Here is a 13,638-nt window from a genome sequence, read left to right on the forward strand (position 1 = left end):
GTGGGGAGCCGTACCGGAACGGCAGGAGGAAGTGTGTGACGGCTCTGAGATGGCACCGGTGGGGCGGCCGAGACCTGTCCTTAGGGCAGGAGCGCGTCGACCAGGTGCTGGACCAGGTGGTTCTGCCGGCCGCAACCGGGGACGCCGGTTCACAGCGGCGTCCGGACTGGTCGTCGTCGCCGAGCCGCCGGGTGCCGGGAGGTCCCGGGTCTCCGACGCTGGCGCGGGCGGTACTGGGCCACCGCGGCGGGTGCGGTGCGAGTTCGCCGTAGCGACCGCCATGAACGGGTGCTCCTTGCAGTCCGCCGGCGGCTTCGACCCCGGTGCCTCCTCGGCCGGCCGCACTACGGTCTTCGTCGCCGAGCCTCCGGGAGCGTGCGGTCATGCCTGGTCAAGGCCGTCGCCGGACAGCCAGCCGTGTTCCGAACGTGTTCCGAACAGGGCTGTGCCTGGCGTCCGCCCTTCGAAGGCCACAGACTCGGTCGGCGTCGGGGCCCTGTCACGGAGACGACGACAGCTTGCTGTCTTCCTCCACATGGGCGGCACGACACTCCAACCGGGACAGCAAGGAATGGGTGGCATGATCTCCTACCGAAGATGGTCCGTACTCTCCGTGACGGTGACGGCTGTCGGGGCCTTGGCACTGGCGGCAGGCCCGGCAGCGGCGGCCTACAACGACAGCTTCGGCGTCAATACGTGGGGGCTCCCCGGCAATGCCTGCGGGTCGGTCGATTTCGTCGACAACGGGACCTGGCCGAGCGGCAGCACCAACGACGACTACGTCGTCGTGCACGACTGGTGCTCCGACGGACACGGCGTGAAGGCCTGGGCCTGGAAGAACGGTGTGTTGCTGGGCTCCAAGTACAACGGCAACGGGCTGGCGGGGGCGCCCGTCTACTGGGATCCCGTGGGCAACGTGCTCCCCGACGACACGGTCGGCCTCAAAGTGTGCCTGGTGGACGGCAGCGCGGACCCCACTCCTTCCAACTGCGAGTCCGCAGAACGGATGAGTGTCGACGGCTGACCGAGCAGGACTTCAGGCCGCCGCCGGCCGTCAGTCGAGTTCGTCACCCCGGCCCCCGTCGAGCTGCGCCGCGGTAGGGGCGGGCGCGGCAGTGACGGCGTACCGGGATCCGGACGGACGCCGTTGCCCATCGCCGCACGCCACCGCCCCGCGGGCAGGCCCTCCGCCGGGTAGCGCCCCGGCGGGATCGATCTCCGTGGTCTCACGGGGCCTGTGGAGGGGGCGGCGCCGAAGGGCGACCGACTGCGCTCGGTCCGAGCCACCGAGGGCGCACGGTCCGAGTCCCGTCGTGTGGTTCACCTGCCGAGCAGCGAGCCGACGACGCGGGCGGCCAGGGACGAGCGGCCGGTGAGGCGTTCCTCGACGTCGGCGGCGGTCATGAGGCGCAGTCCGGCGTTCACGCCGAGCCAGCGCAGGGGTTCCGGTTCCCAACGCGGCGAGCGGTGGCCGACCCAGGGCAGCCGGGTCAGTTCGGTGTCGCGGCCGGTGATCAGGTCGGCGAGGGTGCGTCCCGCGAGGTTGGACGTTCCGACACCGTCGCCGACGTAACCGCCGGCCCAGGCCAGGCCGCGCGTGCGGTCGAGGCCGACGGAGGCGTACCAGTCGCGCGGAACCCCGAGTACGCCGCCCCAGGTGCGGTCGACGCGCACGTCGTGCAGTTCCGGGAACAGGCCGACGAGCGTGCGCCGCAGCGCGCCGTGCACACTTGCGTGCTGGTCGTGGCGCGCGGCGATGCGCGAGCCGTAGTGGTACGGCGCGCCGCGTCCGCCGAAGGCGATGCGGCCGTCGGCGGTGCGCTGGCCGTAGATGATCAGGTGGCGTTCGTCGGAGAAGGTCTGGCGTTCCCGCAGACCGATCCGGTTCCAGGTGTCCTCCGCAAGTGGCTCGGTGACCAGCATCAGTGAGTACACGGGCGCGAGCGTGCGGCGCTCACCGCGCAGCGTGGCCGTGTAGCCCTCGGTGGCGCGCACGACGACGTCGGCCCGCACGCGGCCGTGTGCGGTGACGACCTCGCCGCCGGGCGAGCCGTCGGCGCGCGGCCTTATCTCGGTGACCGGCGTCTGCTCGTGGAGGGTGACGCCGTTTGCCACGAGCCGGTCGGCGAGGCCGCGCACCAGCTTGGCCGGCTGTATGGCGGCGCAGTGCGGCGTGTAGAGGCCGCCGAGGACGGAGCAGGCGCCGACCATGGCGCGTGCCTCGTCGGCGTCGAGCAGCCGCAGGTCCTCGTCCGTCAGGCCGAGCGCGTGTTCTCCCCTTGCCTCGGCGCGGGCGCGGTGTAGCTGCGGTGCGGTGCGTGCGAGGGTGACGCTGCCGCCCTTGGCGTAGTCGCAGTCGATGCCCTCGCGCGCGGTGACGGCGCCGACCTCGTCGACGGTGGCGCACAGCGCACGGTACAGCGCGATCGCCTGGTCGCGCCCTGACGCTCGGGCGATGCGCGCGGTGCTGGTGGGGAACAGGGCGGAACACCAGCCGCCGTTGCGCCCCGAGGCGCCGAATCCTGCGTAGGCGGCGTCGAGTACGACCACACGCAGCGTCGGGTCGATGGCGTGCAGGTAGTAGGCGGTCCACAGGCCGGTGTAGCCGGCGCCGACGATGGCGATGTCCGCGTCGCGATCCCCTGGCAGCGGATCGCGGGGCACCAGCCGGTCGGCGAGGGCGTCGAGCCAGAACGACGGCGTACCGGCCACGGCGCCTGGCCGCGCCGGCGTGCCGGGGGTGGCCGGCACGGCGTCGGTGTTCGTCTTCTGCGCTGCCTCGGGTGGCCTCTTGTCAGACATGGTGTCTTCTCGCGCGATCCGGAGGGTGTCGCTGCGACGGCTGGGTCACAGCAGCGCGCCGGCCCTGGTCAGCACGTCGCGCAGCACGGACTCGATCTCGTCGAACTGCTCCTGCTCGCAGATGAGCGGTGGAGCGACCTGGATGACGGGGTCGCCGCGGTCGTCGGCGCGGCAGTACAACCCGGCCTCGAACAGGGCACCCGACAGGAAGCCGCGCAGCAGCCGCTCGGCCTCCTCCTCGTCGAAGGTCGCCTTGGTGGCCTTGTCCTTGACGAGTTCGATGCCGTAGAAGTAGCCGTCGCCGCGTACGTCGCCGACGATCGGCAGGTCGCGCAGCTTCTCCAGGGTGGCGCGGAACGCGGCCTGGTTGTCGAGCACGTGTTGGTTGAGGCCTTCGCGCTCGAAGATGTCGAGGTTGGCCAGGGCGACGCTCGCGGAGACCGGATGTCCGCCGAAGGTGTATCCGTGAGCGAACATCTTGGTGTCCTCGTAGAAGGGTGCCGCGATGCGGTCGGAGAGGATCGCGGCGCCGATCGGCGAGTATCCGGAGGTCATGCCCTTGGCGCAGGTGATGATGTCGGGCTGGTAGCCGTAGCGCTGCGCGCCGAACATCGTGCCGAGCCGGCCGAAGGCGCAGATCACCTCGTCGGAGACGAGCAGCACGTCGTGGCTGTCGCAGATCTCGCGCAACCGCTCGAAGTAGCCGGGCGGCGGGGTGAAGCAGCCCCCCGAGTTCTGCACCGGTTCGACGAACACGGCGGCGACCGTGTCGGGTCCCTCCATCAGGATCGCCTGCTCGACCTGGTCGGCGGCCCAGCGGCCGAACACGGCCTCGTCCTCGCCGAGCGACGGCACGCCGGACATCTCTGCCGCACGGTAGAAGTTGGTGTTGGGCACCTTGTGCGCGCCGGGCACGAGCGGCTCGAAGGCGATCTTCGCGTCGGGGATTCCGGTGATGGACAGCGCACCCTGCGGGGTGCCGTGGTAGGCGACGGCGCGGCTGATCACCTTGTACTTGCCGGGCTTGCCGACGAGTTTGAAGTACTGCTTGGCCGCCTTCCAGGCCGTCTCGACGGCCTCGCCTCCACCGGTGGTGAAGAAGACCTTGTTCAGATCGCCCGGCGCGTAGCCGGCGAGTCGATCGGCGAGTTCGACGGCGGCCGGGTGCGCGTAGCTCCACAGCGGGAAGTACGCGAGTTCGCGCGCCTGCTTGGCGGCGGCCTCGGCCAGTTCCTCGCGGCCGTGTCCGGCCTGCACCACGAACAGGCCGGAGAGGCCGTCGAGGTAGCGCCTGCCCTCGCTGTCGTAGATGTAGGCGCCGTCGCCGCGCACGATCATGGGCGGTGGTGTGTCCCGGTAGGACGACATCCGGGTGAAGTGCATCCAGAGGTGGTCGTAGGCGCTGTCGGCCCGTGTATAGGTCATCGCGTGCCCCAGGAGTACGTCTGTTTGCGGAGTCGCAGGTACACGAAGCTTTCGGTGCTGCTGACCTCGGGTATCGCACGAATCCGCTTGCTGATGATCTCAAGCAGTTGGTCGTCGTCCTCGCAGACGACCTCGACGATGAGATCGAAGGAACCGGCGGTTATCACGACGTAGTCGACCTCCGGCATGGCGGCGAGTTCGTCGGCGACCGGCTCGACGTCCCCGGCGCAGCGAATGCCGATCATCGCCTGGCGCTTGAAGCCGATCGTCAGCGGATCGGTGACCGCGACGATCTGCATCACCCCGGCGTCGATCAGCTTCTGTACCCGCTGGCGCACCGCGGCCTCGGAGAGGCCGACGGCCTTGCCGATCGACGCGTACGGCCGCCGGCCGTCCTGCTGGAGCTGCTCGATGATCGCCTTTGACAGCGCGTCCATCACCACGCCCTGCGAGCGCCCAAGCTGCTCACTCATGTCACCCGCCACCTCGCCATGTTCACCGGGATCGGTCGTGAACGCAAGGGTAGAACACCGAGAATCGTTCCGTAACGGCTCTCCGGCCACGGATTCACGCGCATAATCGCCCTCTCGCTATCGAAACCGGAGCTGTTCGGTTTACGCTTCCCGGCACCGCCCGCGCCCACGAACGAGCGAGGAGAGCGCAAATGACCGTACCCACCCTGCGCAATGTCGTCGGCGGCGAACAGGTCGACGTCAGGGACGGACGCACGAGCGACATCAACGATCCCTGCACCGAGGACCTGCTCGCGCACGCGCCGGTGTCGGGCGCGGCCGATGTCGATGCCGCGATGCGCGCCGCGGAGCGCGGCTTCGAGGTCTGGCGGGACACCACTCCCTCGGACAGGCAGCGCGCGCTGCTGCGCATCGCCGACGCGATCGAGGATCGTTCCGAGGAGTTCGTGCGCGCCGAGTCCGCCAACACCGGCAAGCCGATCGGTGTGACGCGCACCGACGAGATTCCACCGTGCGTCGATCAGATCAGGTTCTTCGCCGGCGCCGCGCGGGTGCTCGAGGGCCGCGCCGCGGCCGAGTACCTGGAGGGGCACACCTCGATGGTCCGGCGCGAGCCGGTCGGCGTGTGTGCGCAGGTCACCCCGTGGAACTACCCGATGATGATGGCGGTGTGGAAGTGGGCGCCTGCGATCGCCGCGGGGAACGCCGTCGTGCTCAAGCCCTCGGACACGACGCCGATGTCCACGCTGCTGATGGCCGAGTTGATGCAGGAGTTCCTGCCGGCCGGTGTGTTCAACGTGGTCTGCGGCGACCGGGAGACCGGCCGTGCGCTCGTCGACCACGAGACCCCCGCGATGGTGTCGATCACCGGCTCGGTGCGCGCCGGCATCGAGGTGGCCGGCTCCGCCGCGCGCGATGTGAAGCGGGTGCACCTGGAGTTGGGCGGCAAGGCCCCCGTCGTCGTGTTCGACGACGTCGACATCGATGCCGCGGTCGAGGACATCGCGGTGGCCGGGTACTTCAACGCCGGCCAGGACTGTACGGCCGCGACGCGGGTGCTGGTGGCGCCCGGCGTGCACGACGACTTCGTGGCGGCGCTGACAGAGCGCGCGGCGGCCACCAGGACCGGTCTTCCCGATGACGACGGGGTCGAGTACGGCCCGCTGAACAACGCCGGCCAACTAGCGCGGGTGTCGGGGTACATCGACCGGTTGCCCGACCACGCGCAGGTGACGGCCGGCGGCGCACGGGTCGGCGAGCGCGGCTACTTCTACGCCCCGACGGTCGTCTCGGGTCTGGTGCAGGGGGACGAGATCGTGACCGACGAGGTGTTCGGCCCCGTCATCACGGTGCAGCGGTTCGGCGACGAGGCCGAGGCGGTGCGCTGGGCCAACAGCGTGCGCTACGGCCTGGCCTCCTCGGTGTGGACGCGTGACCACGGCCGCGCGATGCGCATGGCGAAGCGGCTCGACTTCGGTTGTGTGTGGATCAACGCGCACATCCCGATCGTCGCGGAGATGCCGCACGGCGGCTTCAAGCACTCCGGGTACGGCAAGGACCTGTCGATGTACGGGTTCGAGGACTACACGCGCATCAAGCACGTGATGTCGAACATCGAGTTCTGAAGCCCGCGATGCCGGCGCCAGGCGGCATGGTGGCGCACCTCGCAGTGGGTTTTCGTGCCGCCTTGACGTATCTCGTCGCCCTGCCGGGCCGTGAGCGTCGGCATACGGGCCGCCGGCACGAGCACCAGCACCAGCACCAGCAGGCTGTGCAGCGCCGATCGCGGCACACCCGGGTAGGTGGAAGCACGTTGCGACTCAGAGCTTTTCGTCGCGAGCGGTGAATTCCTCGACGGAATCCCTTGTCCCAACGGCCTTCTGGTGTCACGATCCTCACTCGTACGGACCTTGGGCCGTTTCGCGGCTGCCTTCGGGGAGCTCGGCCCTGCGCGGCTGGCCAGGCGAGTTGATCTTGCACCGCGTCGCGAGCAGCAGCACACGTGCCGAACCAGCACGTGCCGCATCGCAACGCGGCGAGCAGCAGGGCGGCCGGCGTTGCGCGAACCGCGCTTGACAGACACGAGATCCACGACACGACGAACCGCCTTCTCCGCCTCCCCGCGGTCTGACGACAGGACGGCTGCCATGACGTCGACATCGAAGACATCGGTCCCCGATCCCGCCCGGCCATCCGTCGTGTCCAAGGGCCTCAAGGTGGGCGCCCTGGGACTCGCCGCCAGCATCGTGATCGGGGTCGCCTCGACGGCGCCGGCCTACAGCCTGGCGAGTGCGCTCGGCTGGGTCGTCGAGTCGAGCGGTACCCACGCGCCCGGCATCATGCTGATCGCGTTCGTGCCGATCCTGCTGGTCGCCATCGGCTACCAGGAACTCAACCGGGCGGAGCCGGACTGCGGCACGACGTTCACCTGGGCCGCGCGCACGTTCGGTTCACGCACGGGCTGGATGGGCGGCTGGGGCATCATCGCCGCGGACGTCATCGTCATGGCGAACCTCGCGCAGATCGCGGGCAGCTACTTCTTCGAGCTGTTCGGTTGGGACGGCCTCGGGTCCAGCACGTTCTGGGTCACGTTCTGCGGTGTCGTGTGGATCGTGCTGATGACAGCGCTCTGCTACGCGGGCATCGAGTTGTCGGCGCGCATTCAGCAGGCGCTGCTGGCCATCGAGGTGGTGATGCTGCTGGTGTTCGCGGTGACGGCGCTGGTGAAGGTGTACGGCGGCAGCGCGCCCGCCGGGTTCCTGCATCCGTCGCTCGGCTGGCTGAACCCGTTCGGCTCCGGCGTCGGCGGCTACCCGGGCTTCACCGGAGGAGTCCTCGTAGCGATCTTCATCTACTGGGGTTGGGACAGCGCGGTGTCGGTCAACGAGGAGACCGCCGACGCCAGCCGCACGCCGGGCCGGGCCGCGGTGTGGTCGACGGTGCTGCTGCTGGTCACCTACGTGGCCGTCTCCTACGCCGCGCAGGCGTTCGCCGGTGTCGGCACGAAGGGCATCGGACTGGGCAACGAGGACAACTCCGATGACGTCCTGTCGGTGCTCGGCGGTTCGGTGTTCGGCACGAGCGGCGCCGGGTGGGTGTTCGCGAAGCTGCTGGTCCTCATGGTGCTGACATCGGCCGCGGCCTCGACGCAGACCACGATCCTGCCGACCGCCCGCACCGTGCTGTCGATGAGTTCCTACCGCGCGCTCCCGAAGGCGTTCGCGCGCATCCACCCGAAGTTCCGCACTCCTAGCTACGCGACGATCGCGATGGGTCTGGCGTCGATCGGCTTCTACGTGCTGCTCACAATGATCAGCGGCAATGTGCTCAGCGACTCGATCGACGCCCTCGGCGTGATGATCGCCTTCTACTACGCGATGACCGGCTACACGTGCGCGTGGTTCTACCGCAGGACGCTGACGAGCAGCTTCCGGAACCTGATGATGCGCGGTGTGCTGCCGACCCTCGGCGCGCTGATGCTCAGCTACGTGCTCGTCCAGAGCCTCTACTACATGTGGGCGCCGGACTACGGCGGCACCTCGTGGACGGTGCCCGGCATCGGCTGGCACATCGGGGGCGAGTTCATCATCTCGATCGTCACGATGGCCATCGGCGCGGTCCTGATGTTGGTCTACAACATCAAGGCGCCGGACTACTTCCGTCATCCGCTGCAGGAGCCAGGCGTCGACACGCGTGCCGACGGGGTCGAGCCCGGCCGGCAGAGCGCCGCGGCCGCGGCCGAGTAGCGGAATCGACGGTGGCAGCCCGATGACGGTCGCCTACGACGGCGGCGCCGAGTTCAACGACGGGAGTTGGTCTGCGGCCAGCCCGGTCCCGTTCTGGCTCGACCGGCCGGAACGCCCGGCCGCGCTGCCCGCCCTGGCCGGCAGCGTGCGCTGCGATCTGGCGGTGGTCGGCGGTGGTTTCAGCGGACTGTGGACGGCGCTGCGTGCGAAGGAACGCGATCCTGGACGCGAGGTGGTGCTGCTGGAGGGCAAGCGCATCGGCTGGGCGGCGAGCGGACGCAACGGCGGGTTCTGCGAAGCGAGCCTGACGCACGGGCTCGACAACGGCCTCGAACGCTATCCGGACGAGATCGCCACGTTGCAGCGGCTGGGCCGGGAGAACCTCGACGAGCTGGTCGACACCGTCGCCCGCCACGGCATCGCATGCGACCTCGAACGTTCCGGCGAACTCTCGGTCGCGACGGAACCCTGGCAGGTCGAGGCCCTGGCCGCACATGCCGCACTCGCACGCAAGCACGGCGAGTCCGTCGAGTTGCTCGACGGCGCCGCGACGCGCGGGATTCTCGACTCCCCCACGTATCTGGGCGGCCTGCTCGACCGGCAGGGCTGTGTGATGCTCGACCCGGCGCGCCTCGCCTGGGGCCTGCGGGACGCCTGTCTGCGGCTCGGCGTGCGTATCCACGAGCACAGCAGGGTCCTGACGATGACGCGCGACGAGGCCGGCATGTCGCTGGGCACCTCCGGCGGCCGGCTGGGTGCCGACCGGGTCGCGCTGGGCACCAACGTGTTCCGCCCGCTGCTGCGGCGCGTCCGTCCCCGCATCGTGCCGGTGTACGACTACGTACTCGTCACCGAGCCGGTGCCGGACGAGCTGCTCACCGAGCTCGGCTGGCAGGGCCGCTACGGCGTCGGCGACTCGGGCAACCAGTTCCACTACTACCGGCTGACCGCCGACAACCGCATCCTGTGGGGCGGCTACGACGCGATCTACCACTTCGGCGGCCGGGTGTCCCACGCGCACGATCAGCGTCCTGCGACCTTCCGGCGGCTCGCCGAGCAGTTCTTCACCACGTTCCCGCAGCTCACGGGGCTGCGGTTCAGCCATGCCTGGGGCGGCGCGATCGACACGTGCACGCGGTTCTGCGCGTTCTTCGGCACCGCTCACCGCGGCAGGGTCGCCTACGCCGCCGGCTACACCGGCCTCGGCGTGGGAGCGTCCAGGTTCGGCGCCGATGTCATGCTCGACCTGCTCGCCGGCACGCCCACCGAACGCACCGAGTTGCGTATGGTCCGCCATCGCCCGACGCCGTTTCCACCGGAACCGCTGCGCTACACCGGCATTCAACTGACGCGTGCCTCGCTGGCCCGCGCCGACCGCAACGGCGGCCGCCGGAACCTGTGGTTGCGCACGCTCGACCGCTTCGGCCTCGGCTTCGACAGCTAACACCGCACTGCGGCGCGGGAGCGGAGCAGCAGGCTACGGCAGGGGAGCGAGCGGGGGCAGCAGGCCGCGGAACGGAAGCGGGGACAGCAGGCTGCGGAACGGAAGCGAAACAGCGGGCCGCGGCACGAGAGCGGAGGCAGCGGGCCGCGGCACGTGTCGGCAACGCGTGCAGGCCGTCTGCTCGGCGCGAGCATGCAGTCGGCCGCCGGAGCCGCCTTCGCCCTCGCCGGCGCCGCCCGCCCGACCGGCCACCCCGGCGGCGGACCCGTCGACCCGCAACTGCTCCATCGGCATGTCCGCCGGCCAGAGCTGCCTGGGGCACACCGCGTACAGCAGCACATGGCGCGACCCGCATCCAAGGGGCCCAGGGCTGCGCCGCCCCGGCGCCCCGGTCTTCCTCACCGTCCACGCACCGGGCCCGGGCGGCGTCCTTGACCGCCCGCGGAGGCCGTACCCCGCGCGGGTCACCTGGTTCCCCGGGCGAAGCCGTCGCCCTGACGGGCGCCCAGGATGCTCAGGCACCGTGCCCCGCCGAGCGGGGCACGGGCTACGGTCTGTCGCCGGAGTAGTGGAGGCGGCACACGACGCCGGGGCCGGGTGTGCGGGGTTCGCCGGGGCGCGGGTCGTACAGCGACCGGCCACCGGGGAACTGTCCGAGCTCGGTGGACAGGGCGGCGCCGTCGTCGATCTCCTCGGGCCGCCAGCCCGTGATGTCCAGCAGCAGTCCGTCCAGCGGCCCGCCTACGAGTGAGGCGTACGTCTGGTGCGGCAGCGGGCCGGGGTCCTCGTGGTCGCGGCCGTAGACCCGGCCGCGCAGCAACTGCTCATCGCTGTTCATCCGTCCAGCTTCGCAGCCACCACCGACAACGCGGTCGGGTGGCAGGTCCGGTTCGGGTGGAGGCCGGGCCCGTCGTGTCAACCCGGCTTCGGCATGGCCTCCAGGAGCCGGTGGTTCCCGCCGTGGCCGGCGCCCCGCCGCTGCCGGCGGTCGGACCGCTGTCGGGTCCGTGGGGCGGGGTACTGGTCGCAACGGTGGTACGCCAGTTCGGCGGGCGCGGACATGGTTTCGCCCTCGGCGGGGCGGTCCCGGGGGTGCTCGACCTGCCGTCCGGCGGGGGCTGCGTCGAGGGCCGGTCGAAATGAGTGTCGATGGTGAGCGGCAGCGGGGGCGTTGTACGGCATACGGTTGGCAGGCCCGGCGGTACGACGGGTGAGTCAGTAGGAGCAGCCGCTGGTGGGGAGGGTGCTGGGCGCCGGCGGGGTCACGCCGTCGTACAGGTCGAGAAGCATCTGCTGGGGGCAGTGCTTGACCCCGCCCACGCGTATCTCGAAGTGCAGGTGCGGACCGGTGGAATCGCCCGTGTTGCCTGATTCCCCCAGGTACTGTCCCGGTGACACGGTGGCCCCGGCGGCCACTTGCCGGGTGTCGAGGTGGCCGTAGACATAGGTGGTGCCGTCGGCGTCCGTGATGGTGAGGCCGTTCCCGAAGCCGCCCCCGATATAGCCGACCGTGCCGCGGGTCACCGCGTACACGGGGGTGCCGATCGGGACCTGGATATCGATGGCTGAGTAGTCGTGGTGGGGGTCGTCCAGTTCGCTGCGTGAGACGGCCGAGTGGGGCAGGACATAGGCGTACTGCCGGTTGACGCAGGTGGCGGTCTCGGGTTCGGCGGACAACAGCGTCTGCGTCCAGCCGGAGGCATCGACCGGATCGTCGGTGTGGTAAGTGATGTCCGCGCCCGAGCCGTCATCGGGGTTGAGGTCCTGGTACCAGTACATGCCACCGGCGGCCGTAACGCCGTAGTAGAGCCCCGCGCCCGGTGAGACCAGCGCGTCGAAGCCCGACCAGTTGGCCGCGGCGAGGAGGTTCCCGTTCCACCCGCCGACAGCGTCGATCCGGTACTCCACGAGGCGTCCGTCCGCGGTGTTGGCGAGCAGCCGGTCGTCACCGGTGGACGTGAGCGCCTTGAGGACGAATCCGTTGCCGATCTCGCGCCGCTGGCCTATGTGCTGGGCTCCGGCGGGTTTGGGCTGTGAGACGAGGTACTGGCTCAGGACTCCTCCGGCTGTGCCGTAGAGGTGGCCGTGACCGTCGTAGACGAGCTTGTCGTGGGTCCAGCCGGTGCCGATCTGCACCGGTGCGCCCAACAGCTCTAGGGACAGGTTGTTGGTCTTTATGTCGACCCGGTAGAGCGTGCCGGCGTTGTCGGTGACCAGTACGGTGTTGAAGTTGAGGGTCGCCATGGCCTTGGGGACGAAGCCCAGGCCGGGACCGATCAGGGTCTTGAGCCGGTCACCGGTCGAGGGGTCAAGCTGGGAGTAGGTCAGGCGACCATCCGCCAAGGCTCCGTATATGGACACCGACCCGGAGCAGTCAGCTTTGACTGAGGCCGCTTCGGCACTTCTGACCGCCGTGCCGGCCAAGGCTGCTCGGGCGTCTCTGAGCACCGTTGCGGGTAACACCGCTCGGGCACCTCTGAACACCGTGCCGGCATAGGCCGCATGCGTCGCACCGGTAAGGGCGGTCAGACCGAGGGTCAGGGCGCTCGCGACGAGTGCGCTGAAGGCGCCGCGGACCATGCTGTTCTTCAACGTTGTACCTCCGAGGTCTGGGGTGCGGTGGCGCCCGCTGCCGAGGACGGACGTGGTGGCGCGGGACGCGCCGGTGAGCCCGTCTGCACACCGGCGCGTCCGAGAGTCCACCAAGAGTGGGAGGAACAGCCTCGACGTAACCAGGTCGTTACATGAACATGTCACTATGGCCGACCGGTGTTCTCAGGCCGACCTGGGATCGACTTGACCGGTCGGCACTTGCACGTGCGCGACGGGCCTGGACCCGCAGCACGTGCGCCCGGAGACACGGAGTGCGCCGGCTCCTTTCACCTCCGTCCGGCCCGGGCACCCGCGGCACGGCGTTCCCCAGCGGCATCTCCAGGGCGTCCGAAAGCGGATCGCGGTGGCTGGTCGAGCGGCAGCCTGACCAGCTCGGCGGGGGCAGGGCGGGCCGGCAGGGGGCGGGGCGGGCCAGCAGGGCACTACCCGGAAGCGGACGTCCTTGTGTCCTGAGTCCGCTCTTTCCGTCGGGCGGTTTTACGGGGCGCCCTGGAGCGAAGCTTGTACCGGGCTACGGGGCGATTTCCGTCTGGATGTACTCGGCGAGTTCGACCGTGGTGGGGTAGTCGAAGACGAGGGTGCTGCTCAACCGCAGTCCGGTGAGCGCGTTGAGACGGTTGCGGAGTTCCACGGCCATCAGGGAATCGAAGCCGAGGTCCGGGAATTCGGAGTCGACGTCGACCTCCGCGACGCAATCATATCCGAGGACGGCGGCCACCTCACTGCGGACGACGTCCAGGAGGGAGCGAGCGCCGTTCGGTCCGTTCAGGTCGGTGAGGTGGTCTTCCAGGCCGACGGAGGACGCTGGTGTCTGCTGGGCGTCGGTGCCGGTGTCGTTGACCAGGCCGGTGAGAACGGGTGGGAGGTGTCCGTTGGTGGCGGCGGTGCGCAGGGCAACCGGGTCCAGGCGGGCAGTGACCAGAGCTGCCTCGGTTGTAGTGGCTATGGCTGTGTCGAAGAGGGCCAGCGCGTCCGATGTCGCCAGTGGGGCAATACCCGTACGAGCCAGACGCGCCCGATCCACCGCCCCCAACTGACCCGTCATACCACTCGACTCGCCCCACAACCCCCAAGCAAGAGAATGCGCAGGCAAACCCAACCCACGACGATACCTCGCCAACTCATCCAGAAAAGC

At 69.8% G+C, this 13,638-nt stretch carries 11 protein-coding genes; 4 read left to right on the forward strand and 7 right to left on the reverse strand.

What is annotated here, in order from left to right; all coding sequences use genetic code 11:
- Positions 1–580 precede the first annotated feature (580 nt).
- Entirely contained in the window at positions 581–1,024 is a 444-nt protein-coding gene (locus IE313_RS33240; RefSeq protein ID WP_189938873.1) for a hypothetical protein, read from the forward strand.
- A gap of 296 nt (positions 1,025–1,320) precedes the next feature.
- On the opposite strand, the gene IE313_RS33245 is transcribed toward IE313_RS33240, so the two are convergent.
- From IE313_RS33245 to IE313_RS33255, 3 genes are read right to left on the reverse strand one after another with little or no spacing between them, the layout of a single operon-like run.
- On the reverse strand, positions 1,321–2,802 hold the full coding sequence (locus tag IE313_RS33245; RefSeq protein WP_189938875.1) for an NAD(P)/FAD-dependent oxidoreductase: 1,482 nt from the start codon (positions 2,800–2,802) through the stop codon (positions 1,321–1,323).
- Between the two features lie 45 nt (positions 2,803–2,847).
- Positions 2,848–4,227 carry an aspartate aminotransferase family protein gene (locus IE313_RS33250; RefSeq protein WP_189938877.1) on the reverse strand — a complete coding sequence of 460 codons (1,380 nt, stop codon included), beginning with the start codon at positions 4,225–4,227 and terminating at the stop codon, positions 2,848–2,850.
- Entirely contained in the window at positions 4,224–4,664 is a 441-nt protein-coding gene (locus IE313_RS33255; protein WP_189938896.1) for an Lrp/AsnC family transcriptional regulator, read from the reverse strand. Before IE313_RS33255 ends, IE313_RS33250 begins: the two co-directional genes overlap by 4 nt.
- A gap of 227 nt (positions 4,665–4,891) precedes the next feature.
- On the opposite strand from IE313_RS33255, the gene IE313_RS33260 reads away from it, so the two are divergent.
- Entirely contained in the window at positions 4,892–6,325 is a 1,434-nt protein-coding gene (locus IE313_RS33260; RefSeq protein ID WP_189938879.1) for a gamma-aminobutyraldehyde dehydrogenase, read from the forward strand.
- Here the strand turns inward: IE313_RS33260 and IE313_RS33265 are convergent.
- A complete protein-coding gene (locus IE313_RS33265) occupies positions 6,283–6,573 on the reverse strand; it encodes a hypothetical protein (protein ID WP_189938881.1) in 291 nt (96 codons plus the stop codon). The two genes, IE313_RS33260 and IE313_RS33265, sit on opposite strands and share 43 nt — an antisense overlap.
- A 274-nt stretch (positions 6,574–6,847) precedes the next feature.
- Between IE313_RS33265 and IE313_RS33270 the strand changes: the two genes are divergently transcribed.
- Complete coding sequence (locus tag IE313_RS33270) at positions 6,848–8,446, forward strand: APC family permease (RefSeq protein ID WP_189938883.1); 1,599 nt, start codon at positions 6,848–6,850, stop codon at positions 8,444–8,446.
- A 22-nt stretch (positions 8,447–8,468) separates the two neighbouring features.
- Positions 8,469–9,890, forward strand: coding sequence for an NAD(P)/FAD-dependent oxidoreductase (locus IE313_RS33275; protein ID WP_189938884.1), 1,422 nt, complete (start codon positions 8,469–8,471; stop codon positions 9,888–9,890).
- A 547-nt stretch (positions 9,891–10,437) separates the two neighbouring features.
- Here the strand turns inward: IE313_RS33275 and IE313_RS33280 are convergent.
- The 3 genes from IE313_RS33280 to IE313_RS33290 form a co-directional block, all read right to left on the reverse strand.
- Positions 10,438–10,728: a hypothetical protein gene (locus IE313_RS33280; protein WP_189938887.1), complete on the reverse strand. Its 291-nt coding sequence runs from the start codon at positions 10,726–10,728 to the stop codon at positions 10,438–10,440.
- Between the two features lie 377 nt (positions 10,729–11,105).
- Positions 11,106–12,233 (reverse strand): peptidoglycan DD-metalloendopeptidase family protein, encoded by a 1,128-nt coding sequence (locus tag IE313_RS36275; RefSeq protein WP_308439248.1) that lies wholly within the window; start codon positions 12,231–12,233, stop codon positions 11,106–11,108.
- Between the two features lie 781 nt (positions 12,234–13,014).
- Positions 13,015–13,548: an acyl carrier protein gene (locus IE313_RS33290; RefSeq protein ID WP_189938890.1), complete on the reverse strand. Its 534-nt coding sequence runs from the start codon at positions 13,546–13,548 to the stop codon at positions 13,015–13,017.
- Positions 13,549–13,638: the final 90 nt, after the last annotated feature.

Source organism: Streptomyces sulfonofaciens (genome assembly GCF_014656295.1).
In the GTDB taxonomy this organism is placed as follows: domain Bacteria; phylum Actinomycetota; class Actinomycetes; order Streptomycetales; family Streptomycetaceae; genus Streptomyces; species Streptomyces sulfonofaciens.

Bases quoted from the DNA above. Each gene is read 5' to 3' on its own strand.
- IE313_RS33240 (WP_189938873.1), top strand. From the start codon at position 581: ATGATCTCCTACCGAAGATGGTCCGTACTCTCCGTGACGGTGACGGCT.
- IE313_RS33260 (WP_189938879.1), top strand. From the start codon at position 4,892: ATGACCGTACCCACCCTGCGCAATGTCGTCGGCGGCGAACAGGTCGAC.
- IE313_RS33290 (WP_189938890.1), bottom strand. From the start codon at position 13,548: ATGACGGGTCAGTTGGGGGCGGTGGATCGGGCGCGTCTGGCTCGTACG.
- IE313_RS33245 (WP_189938875.1), bottom strand. From the start codon at position 2,802: ATGTCTGACAAGAGGCCACCCGAGGCAGCGCAGAAGACGAACACCGAC.
- IE313_RS33250 (WP_189938877.1), bottom strand. From the start codon at position 4,227: ATGACCTATACACGGGCCGACAGCGCCTACGACCACCTCTGGATGCAC.
- IE313_RS33255 (WP_189938896.1), bottom strand. From the start codon at position 4,664: ATGGACGCGCTGTCAAAGGCGATCATCGAGCAGCTCCAGCAGGACGGC.
- IE313_RS33275 (WP_189938884.1), top strand. From the start codon at position 8,469: ATGACGGTCGCCTACGACGGCGGCGCCGAGTTCAACGACGGGAGTTGG.
- IE313_RS33280 (WP_189938887.1), bottom strand. From the start codon at position 10,728: ATGAACAGCGATGAGCAGTTGCTGCGCGGCCGGGTCTACGGCCGCGAC.
- IE313_RS33270 (WP_189938883.1), top strand. From the start codon at position 6,848: ATGACGTCGACATCGAAGACATCGGTCCCCGATCCCGCCCGGCCATCC.